Source organism: Streptomyces sp. NPDC086147 (assembly GCF_040702165.1).
Lineage (GTDB): Bacteria > Actinomycetota > Actinomycetes > Streptomycetales > Streptomycetaceae > Streptomyces.
Window position 1 is genome coordinate 57,019 of the sequence record NZ_JBFBJO010000009.1, and the last position, 15,934, is coordinate 72,952.

Below are 15,934 nucleotides of genomic sequence, written 5' to 3' on the forward strand. Positions count from 1 at the left end.
CCCGGCCTCAGGCACCGGCCGGAGCGGCGTTCGGCTCCTGGCTGATCCGCCGCAGCCAGGCCGGGGTGGCGGAGGCCAGCCGGATCTGGGCGTCGTCCCAGGCGCCGTAGCGCGGGTTCACGTCGATGTCCATGCCCTTGGAGGCGGCGGTGAAGACGTCCGTCAGCTTCTTCTGGCCCTCGGGGCTGTCGTCGGCGCCCACCTTGGCGGCGATCTTGTTGAGGAGGACGTTGCGGCGGACGACCCCGTCGATCTGGCCGGGGGCGACGCCCTGCTCCTGGAGGAGGGCGGCGGCGAGCCGTTCCTCGCCGCCGCTCTGGCGGACGAAGGCGGTGCGGGTCTGCTGGAGCTCGGCGCGGCTGGCGGTGACGCCGTTGTCGCGGGCGACCTTCTCGACGACCCGGTCGAAGATCATGCTGTTGAGCTTGCGGCGGCTGAGGTCGCCGGTGGCCGCGACGAGCTGCGCGGACTCCGGGGAGGCCGCCTGCGCGGTCCGGACGTCCTTCACCTGTGCCTGGAGGCTGGCGACGTCGATGCGTTCGCCGCCGACGACGGCCGCGGCCCCCGGGTGGGCGTCGCCGCCGCAGGCGGTGAGCAGCGGGGCCGCGACGAGGAGCGCGGCGGAGACGGCGAGCGCGGTGCGGCGGGGCGTGCGGGGCTTGCGGGGCTGCGTGCGGCGGTGCAAAGGAGCCTCCCGGGCTGGTCGTGCGTCAGTTGAACGACCTTGCGGTGATCGATGGTAGGGAGTCGCCGGGGCCGGAGCCACCACTTCGGAGCGACTGTTTCCCCCAACGACTCACCCGTCACCCGGGTGTCGGCCCGCCCCGCGCGTTCCTCCCGCCGCCCGGGCCCCGCGAGGGCGCCGGATGACCTCCGGGCGACCATCGCGTGAACTGCCCCTCCGTCCTGCGGTTTCGCCCGTTTTCGCTGGCATATTCGACCCGTCATGCCGAAGACCACACGTGCCTGCCTGCTGGCCGCCCTCCTCTCCGCCGTCGCCGTCTGCGGCGGGGACGCCGTCGCCCGGGTCTTCCCCTTCGGGCCGCGCCACCGGGCCGTCAACGACCTCGCCAACCAGTTCGTGCCGTTCCACGCGCACCTGTGGGACCTGCTGCGGGGCCGAGCGGACGGCGGGCTCCTGCTCGACTGGCGGGCGGGCTGGGGGACGTCCTTCCTGCCCGACTACGGCACGTACCTGTCGAGCCCGCTCGCCCCGCTGGTGGCGCTCTTCCCGCGCGCGGACGTCGAGTACGCGGTGTACGCGATCACGGTCCTGAAGACGGCGGTCGCGGCGGCGGCGATGGCGGTCCTCCTGCGCCGCCTCGGGCCGGGGGCGTGGTGGTGGGCGGCGGTGCTCGGCGCCTCGTACGCGCTGTGCGGCTGGTCGCTCGCGGAGGCCACGTACAACCCGATGTGGCTGGACGGCCTGATCGCCTTCCCGCTGCTCTGCCTGGTGGGCGAGTGGGTGCGGGAGGGGCGCCGGCCGCTCCTGGGCCCGCTGGTGGTGGCGGTCTGCTGGGTCGCGAACTTCTACACGGCGTACATGGCGACCCTCGGCGCCGCCCTGGTCCTCCTGGTCCGCCTGGCGGCGACGGACTCCTTCCGGGTGCGGACGCCGGAGTCGACGGCGGTACGGACGCCGGTACGGGTCCTGGCGCGGGCGGCGGTGACGACCGGGACCGGGGTGGGCCTGGCGGCCCCCGTCCTCCTCCCCGTCCTCCTCGGCTCCCGGCAGGCCCACCCGGGCCTGGTGCGGGAGTTCGCCCCGGTGGCCGGGACGGACTTCCTCGCCCGGCTGCTCCCGGTGACGTACGGCTTCGCGACCCCGGCGGCCTTCGTCTGCACGGCGGTCCTGCTCCTGGCGGGGGCGCTGCCGTTCCGCCGGGACGTGCCGGGCCGGGAGCGGTGGCTGTGGCCGGGCCTGTGCGCGGTGGTGGCGGTGTCGATGCAGTGGGGCCCGACGCACCTGCTCTGGCACGCCTTCGCGACCCCGAACGGCAGCCCGTACCGGCAGACGTTCGTCCTCTCCGGGGTCCTGGTCCTGACCGCCTGGACGGCCCTGACGCACGGACGGCCGGACCGCCGGGCGGTGGCCGGCGGCTCGGCCGTCGTCCTGGCCCTGGCCCTGGCGGCGCTGCCGAGCCCGGTCCTCACCTCCTGGGCGCTCGTCCTCGCGGGCGTAGGCCTCGCGGCCGTGGCGGGGGCCCTGCTCCTCCCGCGCCGGGGCCGGTACGGCGTGCTCGCCGCGCTCCTCGTGACGGGCACCCTGCTCGGCCAGTCGGCGGCGACGACGGCGTACGCGGACCGGGAACGGCTCGCGCGGCTCGACGACTACCCGCCGCTCGGCCCGGAGCAGGAGCGGCGGGCGGCGGCCCTGGCGGCGGCGGACGGCTGGCCCGCCCACCGCACGGACCCGGGCCTGCCCCGGATCGCGGGCAACGACCCGCTGCTCCTGGGCGGCCAGGGCGCCGCGTACTACAGCAGCCACACCCCGGCGGTCCTCACCGCCACCCTCGACGCGCTCGGCGGCGGCTGGACCTCGCGGGGCCGGAACCTGCTCGGCCTGGACAACCCGGTGACGGACGCGCTGTTCGCGGTGGGCGCGCGCTGGCGGGACGGCGGAGTGGTCCGTACGGACACGCGCCTGCCCCTGGTGACGGTCCGGCCGCCGGGCCCGCCCCCGGCCTACGGCCGCTCGCCCTTCCGGAACCAGGAACTCCTGCTCGGCTCGCGGGTGTACGAGGCTCCGCACGCGGGCGCGTGCCGGGTCGGCACGGAGGTCTTCCTCTGGGCCCCGGACGCCACGGGCCCGGCCCGCCTGGGCGACCGCGAGGTCCGGCTCCTGGGCGGACGCCCGAAGCGGCAGGCGGCGATGGTGTCCCTCGGCCTCCAGCGGACCCCCGGCCTGCGGCCGTCCCTGCCGGGCCCCGGCGAGCTCGGCTGCCTGGACCACGACCGCCTCCGGGCGGCGGTCACGGCCCTGCGCGCCCGCGCGGCGACCTCGGTGGAGGTCACCCCGTCCGGCATACGGGCCGTCCTCCCGCCGGGCGGCGGCACGGCGGTCGTGGCGGCCCCCCGCATCGCGGGCTGGCACTGCGAGGGCCCGGCGCCGACCGCGTACGGCGGCCTCCTGGCGGTCCCCCTCGGGGACGGCCGCACCGAACTCGCCTGCTCCTTCCGGCCGCCGGGCCTGCGGGCGGGGCTCGCGGCGGGAGCGGTGGCGGCGGTCGCGCTGCTGCTCCGGGCCGGAGTCCTGCTCAGGCTCCGGAACGCCTCCCGACGCCGACCCGCTCCCCTCTCCCCGTCCTCCCTCCGGCCCCGGCCCCGGACGCGGAGGACGCCGGCGGGGTGAGCCGCCGCGCCCGCGTCGTCCGGGTCCAGCGCCGGACCAGGAAGGCGCCCAGGGCGGCGCCGGAGGTGTTGAGGAGGACGTCGTCGACGGAGGTGACCCGGCCCAGGGAGAGCGCGTACTGCGCCACCTCGACGGTGAGGGAGAGCGCCGCCGCCGTCAGGGCGGTCTTGAGCACGCGCCGGCGGCCCGGCCAGACGAACGCGGCGGCCGCGCCGAACGGGACGAGCAGGAGGACGTTGCCGACGAGGTTGACGGCCGCGACGTCCGAGAGGTCCACGTCGGCGTGGGCCGAGGCGTCGAGGATCTCGCGGAACGGGACCGCCGAGATGCGGTTCTCCGTCCCGTAGCCGTGCGAGAGCGTGATGAGCAGGAACGGCACGAGGGCGAGGAGGGCCACGAGGCCGAAGACCGCCCGTCCGCCCCCCGGACCGGCGGGCGGAGGGCCCTTCGCCTCCCTGCGCGCCTGCCGGGCGCCGATCGCGACGGCGAGCACCGTCAGACAGACGGAGAAAAGGACTTCGTCTCCGTGCGTTCCCACCACAGGCCTCCCGGAAGATCTCCTGCGGCGGCTACCCGGAGGCCCGGCGCCCAAGCCCGCGAGGGGACGGGCGGAAGCATCCGCTCCGCCTGCGGACCGTTGATCCCCGCCACTCCACCAGGTACCTTGCATTACATGGTTCCTGGCGAAGCAAGATCCGATGCGGCCGGCAAGGTGGCCGTGCAGCTGCGCAAGGGCGTCCTGGAGTACTGCGTCCTGGCACTCCTCCGGGGCGGCCCCCGCTACGGCGTCGAGATCCTCGACGAACTCGCCGCCGTCAGCGTCATGACCACCAGCCAGGGCACGATCTACCCCCTGCTGTCCCGGCTCCGCCGCGACGGCCTGGTCGACACCGAGCTGCGCGAGTCGGCCACCGGGCCCGCCCGCCGCTACTACACGCTCACCGCGTCCGGCCGGGCCGCGCTCGCCGAGTTCACCGAGGACTGGCCGCGCTTCCGCGACGGCGTCGACCACTTCCTGACCGCATCTCCCGGAGGTTCCGCATGACCCGCACCGCGCACCCCCTCGTGACCGACTACCTGGAGACGGTCGAGCGGGAGGCGTCCTTCCTGCCGGCCGGGCGCCGCGAGGAACTCCTCGCGGACCTGCGCGAACACCTGGACGTCGCCGTCGGCGACGAGCGGGACCCGGAGACCGTCCGCGCCGCCCTCGACCGCCTCGGCAGCCCCGCCGCGATCGTCGCCGCCGCCCGCGCGGAGGAGCCCGAGGCCCCCGCCGCGCCCCGGCCCGAGGGCGCACCCAAGAGCCGTACGACCCACACGGCCGTCGTGCTCGGCGCCACCGGCGTCGCCGGGTACGCCCACCCCCTCCTCGGCCTGGCCGTCCTGATCGCGGGCCTGGTCATGCTGTGGACGTCGGACGCGTGGGAGCGGGGCACCAAGGCCCTCGCGACCGTCCTCGTCTCCCTCACCCCCCTCGCGCTCCTCCTCACCTTCGTGCTCGGCGGGGCGGGACGCATCGGCGTGTTCGAGCTGCTCGCCCTCCTCGTGGCCGGGGTCGTCCTCCCCGTCACGGCGGCGGTCCGCCTGATCCGCGCGGCCCGCCGGACGGCGACCCCCTGACGGACCAAGATCAACACGGGTGCAGAATGACCCGTATGCCCATAACGAACGCACCGAAGACGGCCGTGATCGACGACGCTCCGGCCATCGGCCGCACACTGGCCTCCGCCTTCGGCGACGACCCGATGATGCGCTGGTTCTTCCCCGACGACGCCACCCGCGAGGCGGGCCTCGGCCGGTACTTCACCACCCTCTTCACCCGGCAGTACGGCCTCCACGGCGTGTGCGAGCGCACCGACGCGGCGGCGGCCTTCTGGGTGTCGCCCGAGGGCGCGGAGAAGGCCGTTCCCGACGCGGAGACGATCCGGGAGCTCCAGGAGATCCTGGGCGACCGGGCCGGCGCCTTCCGCGACGCGGTCACGGCCGCCGCCGGACACGGCCCGACCGAACCCCACTGGTACCTCGCCGTCATCGGCGCCGACCCCGCCGCCCGGGGACGGGGCCACGGCTCCGCCCTGCTCCGCTCGGGCCTCGCCAAGGCCGACGCGGCGGGCCTGCCGGTCTACCTGGAGTCCTCCAAGCCCGACAACCTGCCGGTGTACGAGCACTTCGGCTTCGTCGTCCGCGACGAGTTCAGCCTGCCGGGCGGCGGCCCGGTCCTGTGGGCGATGCGACGCGAGCCGCGGGCCTGACGCCTTTCCCCGGCCGGGCGCGGGCCGGGCCCGCGCGGTGGTGTCTCAGCCCATCCGCACCGCGCGGGACGGGCGGCCCGTCTCGTGGTCGAGGTCGATGAGGTGGACCTGTTCGGTGCCGTCCTCGGCGTACCCCGTGACCAGACGGACGCGGTCGGGTCCCTCCCAGGTCGCCTGGACGAGGGCGTTCTCGGCGGCGTCGCCGTTGAAGTAACCCACCTTCCAGCGCCGCGTCATCGGCCCCCACCCCTCGTCCACGTAGACCCACCACAGCGGATCGATCATGGCGGACCCCTCCACGATCACGAGGCCGCGGTCGTCGCGGCCGGGGGCCGCCGTGTCCGACGCCTCCCGGGGCCTGTCGAGGAACACGAGGAGGAAGACGGGAAGGGTCATGACGAGGGCGAGCCCGAAGGCCACCCCCGCCAGGACGCGGACGAACAGGTTGCGCACCGCGACGATCAGCGCCGCCGTCAGCAGTCCCAGCGTCAGCACGCCGAAGAGCAGCGGGTGGTGGAGCAGCCGGGCCGCCCAGAGCAGTCCGCCGTCCTGATCCGCCCACCACCCCACCGCCCCGGCCAGGACGAGACACCCGGCCGCCAGGGTCATCGCACGCGGGGAGGACCGGGCCGTCCGGCTCCGGACCGCGGTCTCTTCTGTCATGCGCGGTCGCTCCCCGCCGATCCTCGTGGCGCCCCGCGGACGCTTCCCACCCATGACCCTCGGACAACGCGAAAGGTTGCGGTCGGAACCGGCACCGGCCCAACAGCTTTCCGCGAGAACCGGATTGAGTACGGCCGCGCCCTTCGCTTGGATGGGCGTCGTGACCCACGACAAGCTCCCCCGCCCCAGCCGCCGCTCCCTGCTCGCCTGGAGCGGCACCGGCGCGCTCGCCGCCGCGACCGCGTCCCTCGGCACCGGAACGGCCTCGGCCGCCACCTATCCCGCAGCGGGCTCCGCGCTGCTGGTTCCTTCCCCCCGGCTCGACCTGAACAGCCCCTCGGAGAACTGGATACGCGAGAAGCCCACCCGCGACTCCACCATCCTCCAGTCGATCGGCTACGACAACGCCAACGGCCACATCTACCTGGCGCAGGTCACGCAGGGAGGCCTGAAGCTCACGGGTGAGAGCGAACCGGTGAGCAGCGCCGACCGCAATCGGCGCGGCGACCTGACCCTCACCAAGTGGGACATGTCCGGGAACACCCTCGGCTACATGTACCTGCGCGGCTTCGGGCACGGCATGAGCATCGGCGTCGAGCCGGTCGGCGGCAAGGCCTATCTGTGGGTCGAAGCCGACGGCGTCGAGGTGGTCGACGTCTCGGGCAAGCCGTCCAACCGGGGCACCCGCCTGGCCCGTTTCCCCTTCGTCAACGGCCAGGTGCTCGACACCACCTCGCCCACGCTCGCCAAGTACACGCCGGTCCCCGGCTCCACGATCAACACCGCCGGCGTCGACCCGGTCTACGGCCGGCTCGCCGTCCGCTACCGCGATACGGACGGCGTGATGAAGTTCCAGGTGCACGACCTCGACCTGGCACGCCTCGGCATCTGGACCCAGCCGCTCGCGAGCATCAGCGAGCCGAAGATCACCTCGGTCCCCGGCTGGCCCCTCACCACGTACGGCCACCCCTACCTCCAGGGCTACGCCGTCGTCGGCCGGTACCTCTACCTGTACCACGGCAACAACTACGGTTTCGTCGAGAACATCGACGGCCAGGACGTGGTGATCTCCAAGCCCGACATCGGGAACACGTTCCTCACCTCCGTGGACCTCACCACGGGCACCTTCGCCCCCGCCCCGCCGTCCCCCTTCAACAAGAACGTCAACCCCCTCCACACCACGGCCGCGTACACGCTGGACTACCGCGAGCCCGAAGGCCTCGGGGTCTACGTTCCGGACCTCTCCAAGCCCGGTGTGTTCAGCATCGGCATGGGCTTCGCCTCGGGGGAGCCCGGCTCGCGCGTGGCGAGCATCTACGGAAAGTCCGTGCTCATCCAGCCCTCGTGACGCGCACGGGCATCCCGGCACGGGAGTGAACGCTCAGGGGTGGTCCCGGGCCAGGTGGCGGCGCATCAGGACGTTCGCGTCCGTCTCCGCGCTGCGGTCGAACCGCTCCCGGGCCTCCCGGCGCTCCCGTACGAGCAGCGCGCAGGCCACGCAGTGCGGTACGGGTCGGGGCGGGTGGCTCAGGTCCGGCACCGGGGCCGTCGCCTCCGCCCCCGCGCGGGCCCGGTCGTTGGCCGCCCGCACGCCCGCGCTCAGCCGCTCGGCGGGAGTGGCCGGGCGCAGGTCGGCGGGGTCCGCCTGCCACTCCCGGCCACCGCCCACGGGCCGCAGCATCGCGTACGGCCCGGCCTTCCCCCGGAACTCCCCCACCACGCGCGCCACCTGGTCGTACACGAGCGCCCCGCGCTCCGGTCCGTGCGACTCCATGCGCCCTCTCTCCTTCTCCTCCACACCCTGCGCGGAGCGCCATGGGTGGACTACCGTGCGTGTTCCGGGTACGAGACGAGAATGGCCCGGTTCCAGGGGACGAAGAGCGCGGTCGGGCGGTACTTCTGCAGGTGGCGCGGGTAGTTCCACATCTTCCACAAGGGGAGGGCGCGCCATGCCGGCGAGACGGGCGGTCACGGGCCGGAGCCAGGAGCCGAGGAAGCGGTTCGCGGAGGAACTGCGGTCGCTGCGGGCCGAACGGGATCTTCCCCTGAGGAAGTTGGGCGAGGCAGTCGGCTGGGACTGGTCCCTGTTCTCGAAGATGGAGAACGGGGAGACGCTGGGCGGCCCGGAGGTCGTGCAGGCGTTGGACCAGTACTACGGGACGCCGGGGCTGTTGCTGACGCTGTGGGAACTGGCGATGGGGGACCCGACGCAGTTCAAGGAGCGGTACCGGAGATACATGACACTGGAGGCAGAGGCGATCAGTCTGTGGCATTACGCGCCCTACCTGCTGCCCGGCCTGCTCCAGACGAAGGCGTACGCACAGGCCGTGCTGGAGCTGGGCAGGTTCAAAGGCGACGAACTGACCAGACAGGTCGAGGCCCGATGGGGGCGGCGCACCCTGCTGGAGGGTGAGAACGCCCCCTCGTTCCGCACGATCCTCTCGGAGACGGTGCTCCGCACGCCACTACCGGTCCGGGACCAGTGGCAGGAGCAGTTGGAGCACCTCCTCACAGTCGGTGAGCGTCGGAACGTGACCATCCAAGTGGTACTCCACTCGTTCGGGCTGTACACCCTCGGAGGCACGGACGTGATGTTCCTGAAGCCCACGGACGGCCGGACGGTGGCCTGGGTGGAGACCTCTCACTCCGGCCAGGTCGTCGAGGAAACGGCCGCCGTCGATCGGCTCCAACTTCGATACGACTCAGTCCGCGACCTGGCCCTTTCACCAGCCGATTCCAGGAAGTTCATCATGCAGACGTTGGAGGAAGCAGCGTGCAAGCCGTCGATCTGAGCACCATCATGTGGCGCAAGAGTTCTTACAGCAACTACGACGGCGGCCAGTGCCTGGAGGTCGCCGACCGCCTCCCCCACGTCCCCGTCCGTGACAGCAAGGTCCCGACCGGCCCCGTCCTCGTCTTCGCGACCAGCGCCTGGGCGTCCTTCGTGGACGGGGTGAAGGCCGGGGGCTGAGGCGCGGGCCGGGAAACGGGGCCCCTGTCGTGCCCCGAGGCTCCCGGTTACCGTGTGGCAGGGGCAGATCATCTACGCGTGGGAGTGAGCGCCGTGCCATTACGCAAGCACCGGGAAGAAGTCGAGGGAGCCGGGAAGTCGGCGCGGCGCGCGGAGGGTCCTGGTCGGGACCGGCGGGTGTCCGCGGGGTTCGAGCCGGTCGTCCCGGCGGCGGCCGCGGTCATGCAGCGCTCGGTGGGCAACGACGCGCTCGGGCGGATGATCTCGCGGGGCGCGGGCGGGCCGGTGGTGCCGCACGCCGCGCCCAGCACGCGCACCAAGCGCGGTCAGGACGAGGTCGTCGAGCGCGGCGAGAGCCCGCCGACGAACCAGCAGAAGACCGAGGCGGGAGCGGTCACCCGGACCACTCGCAGCGGGAAGGCCGGGGCGACGCCCTCGGTGAAGGGCAAGGAGAAGAAGGTCGAGGAGGAGATCGGCAACCCGACCCTCGTCTTCAACTCCGCGTACGAGGGCGACCAGGAGCAGTCGCTGAACGGCAGCAACGCCATCGGCTTCGCCCAGACCGCGACCCTGCGCCGCGCGAACGGGATGGAGACGCCGGCGGCCGAGGCGTACGACTTCTGGCAGGAGGTCTCCGACGAGAGCCGGCAGATCGTTCCGTCGTCGACGAACTACCGGCCCAAGAAGTCCAGCCGGGCCTGGGTCGTGGACGGTCCCTTCCGTCCGCCGTACAACGACGAGGACGGCAACGTCCTCAACACGGCCGACCGGATCACCTTCGTCGACAACCCCGGCTTCTCCACCAGCACGCGCATGTCGGCGGGCTACTTCCTGGTCGACTACACGGTCCGGTTCCGGTGGAAGGTCCGCAAGAAGCAGGGCGGACGCTTCACCAAGGCCGAGCCTTACTGGGAGAGCGACGAGATGGTGCACCGCGTGACGTCCGCCTTCGACGCGGAGAACCCGGAGGAGGCGGTGGCGGTCAACCACCAGGCGGCGGGCAACCGCACCTGGAACGTCCAGTTGCCCGACTGACCGTTCGGAGCGGCCGGGCCGCCGCCCCCGGCCCGGCCCGGTCGGAGACTCAGGCGGAGACGGAGAGCAGGTCCACCACGAAGACGAGGGTCGAGTGGGCCGGGATCAGGGACGAGGGCGACTGCTTGCCGTAGCCGAGGCGCGGGGGGACGACGATCTCGCGCCGGCCGCCGACCCTCATCCCCCTGATGCCCCGGTCCATGCCCTTGATGGCCCGGCCGCCGCCCACGGCGAACTTGAACGGCTCGTCGCGGCCCCAGGAGGAGTCGAACTCCTTCCCGGAGGCGAAGGTGACGCCGACGTAGTGGATCCGCACCACCCTGCCCGGCTTCGCCTCGTCCCCGTCCCCGGCGACGAGGTCCCGGGTCGTCAGCTCGGTGGGGGCGTCGCCCTCCGGGAGGACGACCTCGGGCTTCGTCGGTCCGCTCTTCGCGGTCGCTTCGCTGTCCACCGGGTGCACGCTACCCGTGGGCCCGGACCGGAACGGACGACGGGCCGGAACCCGCCAGGGGTTCCGGCCCTTTTCGGGAAGTACGCGCGCCTACTTCGCGGCGACCTCTTCCAGGCAGAGGACGAACTTGTCCGAGTTCAGCTGCTGGGCGAGCGCCGACAGTTCCTGGCCGCACTTGTTCACGTCGAAGGTGTCGTCGATGACCTTGACGACCTTGAAGAGGTCGGCCTTGCCGGAGGAGCAGTCGACGGTGTCGACCTTCGGGTTGTCGTCCGGACCGGTGACCGTGACGCACTCGCCCGCCTCGGCGTGCACCGGGGCGTCGCCGGTGAGGTGCGGGAGGCCCAGCTTCACGGCTATCGCGACGACGATCGCGACGACGACACCGCCGATCTTCTTGAGGATCGCGGAACCCTTCTTCGCGGGGGCGGGCTGCTGCTCGGGGGCAGGCTGCTGCTCGGGGGAGAAGGGCGCGGGCGGCGTCGTCATGAGGGATTCCTTGAGGGTGTGGACATGATCAGACGCGAACGTTACATGTATCAAAAACGGCAAAAAGGATCACGAAGATCCACTTGCCGATCATTTGCCGAGTCGTGATCCTGTCGTCCCGTCAGGGACGCCGTTCCGTTGCCGGAGGCCCCCGTCAGGGGCGCGGGCCCATCATCCGCTGGTGGTCCAACGCCCTGCGCAGCTCCGCCGGAAGCGGGTGGTACGGGCCGTACGCGCGCTCCGCGTCGAACAGCAGCCGCTGGAGCTGGTCCCGGCCGGCCGCGTGCTCGCCCGCCGCCAGGAGCAGCAGTCCGATCCGCTGCCGGATGTCGAAGGCGCGGGCGGGCTCCCGCTCGTAGTACGGCAGGACCGACCGGAACTCCGCGAGCGCGTCCGCCGTCTCCCCCAACTGCTCCAGGCACAGCGCCGCGTCGTAGCGGAACTGGAGGGTCTGGGGGTCCGCCGGGCCCGCCTCCGCCTGGCGGTCCGCCGCGAGTCGGCGCAGCTCCGGCAGCGCGCGCCGGTACTGGCCGTCGTCCATCAGCGTCGACGCGTACTGCTTGCGCAGGATGCGGACGACCGGCGACCGCTCCCCGTGCTCGGCCTCGGCCGCGGGCAGGATCCCGCCGAGGACGTCCACGGCCTGGGTCAGCGAGCCCTCCGCGAGCAGCCGCTTGACCTCGTCCACGGCGGCGGCGACGTCCGGCCGCGCGAACGGACCGGACTGCGCGTACACCCGGGGGTCGGCCTGCGGGACCGGGGTCGGGGCGTGGCGGGGCACGGGCGGGATCGGGACCTGGGGGGTCGGGACCGGGCGCACCGGGCCCGGCGCCGTCCGCGCGCGGTCCGGCCAGGGCGCGTGCGGGCGCAGGAACGGCCGGGTCGGGTCCATCGGGCCCGCCGGGGCGCCGCGCGCGGGCAGCAGCGGCAGCAGGTGCTCGTACACCTCGTGCGCGCCGTCCGGCCGGTCCCGCGGGTCCTTGGCGAGCAGCCGGAGGACCAGCGCCTCCAGCGCCGCGGGGACCTCCGGGCGCAGCTGCCGGAGCGGGACGGGCGGGTCGTACAGGTGGCGGTGCAGCACGCCGAGCGCGGTCGAGCCGGAGAACGGCACGTCCCCGCTGAGGAGTTCGTGGAGCAGGACGCCGAGCGCGTACAGGTCGGTGGCCGGGCCGACGGCGCCGCCCATGGCCTGCTCGGGCGCCATGTACGCCGGGCTGCCGATGGGCGAGCCGGTGTGGGTGAGCCGGGTGGTGTCGGTGTCCAGGACGGAGGCCACGCCGAGGTCGAGGACGGTCAGCGTCCCGTCCGGCCGGATCATCACGTTCCGCGGCTTGAGGTCGCGGTGCACGATCGGCACCGCGTGCACGGCGGCGAGCACCGCGCAGAGCTGCGCCGCCACGGAGACCGCCCACTCCCACGGGTACGGGGTGTGCTCGGCGAGGTGGTCGGCGAGGTCCGCGCCCTCCACGTACTGCATGACGAGGTACAGGTCCTCGCCCTCGCTGCCCGCGTCGTGCACGGTCACCAGGCCGGGGTGGGTCACGCGCGCGGTGACCCGGCACTCGCGCACGAAGCGGCGGCGCAGCTCGTCGGCGGAGGAGGCCTGGCCGTTCATGCCGGCCGGCCGCAGCAGCTTCACCGCGACCCGGCGGTCGAGGCGTCCGTCGTACGCCGTCCAGACCTGGCCCATGCCGCCCTGGCCGACGACGGTGGCGAGCTCGTAACGCCCGCCGACGACCCGCCCGTTCACCGGCCGCCTTCGCCTTCCCGGGGCTCCCCGCGCAACAGGTCGCTCAGCTCGTCGAGCTCGGCGCGGACCTGGTCGATGCGGTGGCCGGGCGGCTGGGGCACGGGGGTGGCGGGACCGGGCACGACGGGCGCCGGGCCGACGGGAGTGTGCGTGACGGGGGTGTGCGTGACGGGGCCGGCGTAGGGGTTCGGCCGCACGTCCGCGCGCGGGACGGTCGCGGCGGCGCCGTTGCCGTACGTGTACCCCACCGGGCCGTACGCGGGCGCGGTGCGCAGGCGCTCCGCGTGGCGGATCTCCCCGAACAGGTAGTACGTGATCGAGCCCGCCACCAGGGCCACCATCACGCCGACCGCCACGAAGGACTCCGCCGTACCGGCTTCCTTGTCGCCGGTGGCCGCCGCGTACGAGAACAGGGCGGCCGATCCCGCGAACAGCACGCCGCACACCACCCAGTCGCGCACCCTGCGGGTGACGCACGCGAGCCGGATCAGCGGCGCCCAGGACAGGAAGCCGCAGCTCAGCAGCGCGAGGAGGCAGAAGAGGACGAGCAGGGCGATCCGGCCGCCGGAGAGGGTGCTCTTCGGCGGCTGCGGAACCTGCGGGACCTGCGTGGGGCCGTACATCCTGCTGCTCCTGCTCGGACGGATCTGGGGTGCGGGGACGAGCGTATACACCCATGCGGACAACGGTTCCGGGATACCCGGAACCGTTGTCGAAGAGATGAGGAGGAGCGGGGGGCGGAGGGGCCGTCAGGGAGCCACGGAACCGTCCGCCAGGCCGTCGTACAGGCCCTGTACGAGCTGGTCGCCGAGGCGGGAGGCCAGGCGCAGGGACTCCTCGAAGGCGGCGAGGGCGCGGAACCGCTCGCCGAAGCGGCGCTGCTCGGCCAGGGGCAGGCGCGGCAGCTGGAGGCGGCGGACGTCGAGGCGGGTCGCGGTGGAGGCGTAGCTGCTGGCCTGCCGGGTGTTGGCGGTGGCGCGGAGGAAACCGGCCAGGAACCAGGGGTCGAGGGCCGCCGGGTCGGGGCGCAGGAGCTGGAGGTTGCGGCCGAGGGCGGCGCCCTCGGCGGTGGCGTCGACGACCCGGACGGCCGCCCCGCCGCCGAGGACCGGGACGACGACGTCCCCGGCGGCCAGCAGGACCGGTTCCTCGGGCGGGCCGTCGGGCAGCGTGCCGGAGGGCGGCTGGGCGGCCAGGACGTCGTGGTCGGTGAGGACGGCGACCGGGGCGGCGGCCGGGGCCGTGCCCGCGCCGCCCGCGCGCAGCACCAGGGCTCCGGCGCGGGCCAGTTCGCCGACGGTCGTGGTGGGCCTGCCGGTCGTGGCGGCGGGCGGGTCGGCGACGGGCGGCGGGGTCAGTTCGCGGGTGCGGCGCAGGGTCTCCGTCAGGCGCTCGCGCACCCCGGCAAGCTGGGCCGCGCCCTCGGCGGCGGCCGGGGGCGGCAGGTGGCGGGCGGGCGCGAGGTCGACGTCGTCGTCGAGGAGTTCGATCACGGGGACGGAGCGGCTCGCGCCCGGGGTCCCGGCGAGGGCCCCGTCCCGGTCGAAGGGCGCCCAGGCGTCCAGTACGGCGGTGTGGACGGCCGGCCAGTCGAGCCGGTCGCGGCCCTCCCGGCCCGGTCCGGCGTGCTCGGACGCGGTGTCCACGAGGAGGAGTTCGGCGGGGGGCCGGCCGCCCGGGACGGGCTTGCGCAGCACCCAGAGGTGGAGCGGGATGCCGTACGGGGGCGCGGCGCCGGCCGGGAGGGCGACGACCGCGCGCAGGGCGCCCCGGCGGAGCAGGTCGGCGCGGATGCGGCGGCCGGAGCGGCGGGAGGCGGCGGCGGGCGGCATGAGGAGGACGGCGGTGCCGCCGGGGCGGAGGCGGGCCAGGGCGTGCTGCACCCAGGCGAGTTCGGACTCCGTGCGGGCCGGGAAGCCGTACTCCCAGCGCGGGTCGTAGGCCAGTTCCTCGTGGCCCCAGTTGCGCTCGTTGAACGGCGGGTGGCACAGGACGGCGTCCGCCGCGAGCGCCGGGAAGGCGTCGGCGCGCAGGCTGTCCCCGGACCTGACCCGGATGTCGGCGTCGGCCGCGAGGGCCAGGCGCAGGGCGGTGAGCGCGGCGAGGTCGGGGTCGGCGTCCTGGCCGCAGAGGGCGCCGGGGCGCTCCACCGCGCCGAGCAGTCCGCCGGTGCCGCAGGCCGGGTCGAGGACGGTGAGCGGGGCTGCGCCCTCGCCGGCGGGCGCGGGGGCCGCGAGCGCCGCCATGAGGGCGGCGGGCCCGGGCGGGGTCAGCGTGTACTGGCGCGGGTTGGCGTCGAGGTGGCGCCCGAGCAGGAACTCGAAGGCCTGGCGCGCGCCGGTGTCGGCCGCGAGTTCGGCGGCCCCGCGCAGCAGGGGCAGGGAGACGGCGAGCGCGCCCGAGGTGGGGGTGAGGACGGCCCGCCCGGGGCCGAGGCGCTCGGTCAGCGTCTCCTCCAGGGCGACCGGCAGCACTTCCGTGAGCCGGTCGTCCGGGAGCGCGGCGAGCGAGGGCCAGGCCGCCGACCGGTCCCGTACGAGGAGGAGGGCGCAGCCCGCGTGGACGAGGGCGGCGACGGCACCGGCCGGATGGCCCGCGACCTGCTGCCAGACGCGCTCCCGGAGCGGGACCTCGGCCAGTTTGCCCTGGGCGCGGAGCCACTCCTCGACCTCGGCGAGGGCGAAGGACGGGCTGGTCTCCGTGCCGCCGACGGGTTTGGGGAAGTCGGCGTGGCGGCGGCGCCAGTTGCTGACGGCGGCCCGGCCGACCCCGGCGAGCCGGGCGATTCCGGCGGCGGTCACCTCGGCGGCGGCCTCGGCGGGGGCGGCCCCCGCGGGTGCCCCTGCTTCCGCCGCGCCCGTCCGCGCCGCCCCTGCTTCCGCCGCGCCCGTCTCCGCCGCACGCGCGTCCGCTGCGTTCTCCGGCACCTGACCCATCTCCCCTGGCTGGCGCTGACAACTCTCGTGTGACG

At 74.3% G+C, this 15,934-nt stretch carries 17 protein-coding genes; 8 read left to right on the forward strand and 9 right to left on the reverse strand.

From position 1 onward, the window contains the following. Positions 1-7: 7 nt before the first annotated feature. Entirely contained in the window at positions 8-685 is a 678-nt protein-coding gene (locus AB0398_RS20625; RefSeq protein ID WP_366377027.1) for a SurA N-terminal domain-containing protein, read from the reverse strand. A 261-nt stretch (positions 686-946) separates the two neighbouring features. On the opposite strand from AB0398_RS20625, the gene AB0398_RS20630 reads away from it, so the two are divergent. Continuing rightward, a complete protein-coding gene (locus tag AB0398_RS20630; protein ID WP_366377029.1) occupies positions 947-3,352 on the forward strand; it encodes a YfhO family protein in 2,406 nt (801 codons plus the stop codon). On the opposite strand, the gene AB0398_RS20635 is transcribed toward AB0398_RS20630, so the two are convergent. Then, a complete protein-coding gene (locus AB0398_RS20635; RefSeq protein ID WP_366377031.1) occupies positions 3,258-3,890 on the reverse strand; it encodes a VanZ family protein in 633 nt (210 codons plus the stop codon). The two genes, AB0398_RS20630 and AB0398_RS20635, sit on opposite strands and share 95 nt — an antisense overlap. A gap of 135 nt (positions 3,891-4,025) precedes the next feature. On the opposite strand from AB0398_RS20635, the gene AB0398_RS20640 reads away from it, so the two are divergent. The 3 genes from AB0398_RS20640 to AB0398_RS20650 are packed head-to-tail and all read left to right on the forward strand — an operon-like array spanning position 4,026 to position 5,604. Then, on the forward strand, positions 4,026-4,397 hold the full coding sequence (locus tag AB0398_RS20640; RefSeq protein WP_366377033.1) for a PadR family transcriptional regulator: 372 nt from the start codon (positions 4,026-4,028) through the stop codon (positions 4,395-4,397). Further along, complete coding sequence (locus tag AB0398_RS20645) at positions 4,394-4,972, forward strand: hypothetical protein (protein ID WP_366377035.1); 579 nt, start codon at positions 4,394-4,396, stop codon at positions 4,970-4,972. The genes AB0398_RS20640 and AB0398_RS20645 overlap by 4 nt, the downstream gene beginning before the upstream one ends. A 26-nt stretch (positions 4,973-4,998) precedes the next feature. Beyond that, positions 4,999-5,604 (forward strand): GNAT family N-acetyltransferase, encoded by a 606-nt coding sequence (locus tag AB0398_RS20650; RefSeq protein ID WP_366377037.1) that lies wholly within the window; start codon positions 4,999-5,001, stop codon positions 5,602-5,604. A gap of 45 nt (positions 5,605-5,649) precedes the next feature. Here the strand turns inward: AB0398_RS20650 and AB0398_RS20655 are convergent, their stop codons facing one another. Further along, a complete protein-coding gene (locus AB0398_RS20655; RefSeq protein ID WP_366377039.1) occupies positions 5,650-6,267 on the reverse strand; it encodes a hypothetical protein in 618 nt (205 codons plus the stop codon). A 160-nt stretch (positions 6,268-6,427) separates the two neighbouring features. On the opposite strand from AB0398_RS20655, the gene AB0398_RS20660 reads away from it, so the two are divergent. Then, a complete protein-coding gene (locus AB0398_RS20660) occupies positions 6,428-7,615 on the forward strand; it encodes a teichoic acid biosynthesis protein C (protein ID WP_366377040.1) in 1,188 nt (395 codons plus the stop codon). A gap of 33 nt (positions 7,616-7,648) precedes the next feature. Here AB0398_RS20660 and AB0398_RS20665 read toward each other — a convergent pair whose 3' ends face one another. Next, the gene (locus AB0398_RS20665) at positions 7,649-8,041 is read right to left on the reverse strand and encodes a hypothetical protein (protein ID WP_366377042.1); all 393 of its coding nucleotides are present in this window, start codon (positions 8,039-8,041) and stop codon (positions 7,649-7,651) included. Between the two features lie 175 nt (positions 8,042-8,216). Between AB0398_RS20665 and AB0398_RS20670 the strand changes: the two genes are divergently transcribed. The 3 genes from AB0398_RS20670 (at position 8,217) to AB0398_RS20680 (ending at position 10,273) form a co-directional block, all read left to right on the forward strand. Beyond that, a complete protein-coding gene (locus tag AB0398_RS20670; protein ID WP_366377044.1) occupies positions 8,217-9,059 on the forward strand; it encodes a helix-turn-helix transcriptional regulator in 843 nt (280 codons plus the stop codon). Then, on the forward strand, positions 9,041-9,238 hold the full coding sequence (locus tag AB0398_RS20675; protein ID WP_366377046.1) for a DUF397 domain-containing protein: 198 nt from the start codon (positions 9,041-9,043) through the stop codon (positions 9,236-9,238). Before AB0398_RS20670 ends, AB0398_RS20675 begins: the two co-directional genes overlap by 19 nt. 177 nt (positions 9,239-9,415) lie before the next feature. After that, a complete protein-coding gene (locus AB0398_RS20680; RefSeq protein WP_366377048.1) occupies positions 9,416-10,273 on the forward strand; it encodes a hypothetical protein in 858 nt (285 codons plus the stop codon). A 49-nt stretch (positions 10,274-10,322) separates the two neighbouring features. Here AB0398_RS20680 and AB0398_RS20685 read toward each other — a convergent pair whose 3' ends face one another. The 5 genes from AB0398_RS20685 to AB0398_RS20705 form a co-directional block, all read right to left on the reverse strand. Continuing rightward, positions 10,323-10,724, reverse strand: coding sequence for an FKBP-type peptidyl-prolyl cis-trans isomerase (locus tag AB0398_RS20685; RefSeq protein WP_366377049.1), 402 nt, complete (start codon positions 10,722-10,724; stop codon positions 10,323-10,325). Between the two features lie 90 nt (positions 10,725-10,814). Next, the gene (locus AB0398_RS20690; RefSeq protein ID WP_366377050.1) at positions 10,815-11,213 is read right to left on the reverse strand and encodes a hypothetical protein; all 399 of its coding nucleotides are present in this window, start codon (positions 11,211-11,213) and stop codon (positions 10,815-10,817) included. 154 nt (positions 11,214-11,367) lie between these two features. Beyond that, a complete protein-coding gene (locus AB0398_RS20695; RefSeq protein ID WP_366377051.1) occupies positions 11,368-12,963 on the reverse strand; it encodes a protein kinase in 1,596 nt (531 codons plus the stop codon). Further along, the gene (locus tag AB0398_RS20700; protein WP_366377052.1) at positions 12,960-13,586 is read right to left on the reverse strand and encodes a hypothetical protein; all 627 of its coding nucleotides are present in this window, start codon (positions 13,584-13,586) and stop codon (positions 12,960-12,962) included. The genes AB0398_RS20695 and AB0398_RS20700 overlap by 4 nt, the downstream gene beginning before the upstream one ends. Positions 13,587-13,712: 126 nt before the next feature. Beyond that, complete coding sequence (locus AB0398_RS20705; protein ID WP_366377236.1) at positions 13,713-15,764, reverse strand: N-6 DNA methylase; 2,052 nt, start codon at positions 15,762-15,764, stop codon at positions 13,713-13,715. Positions 15,765-15,934 lie beyond the last annotated feature (170 nt).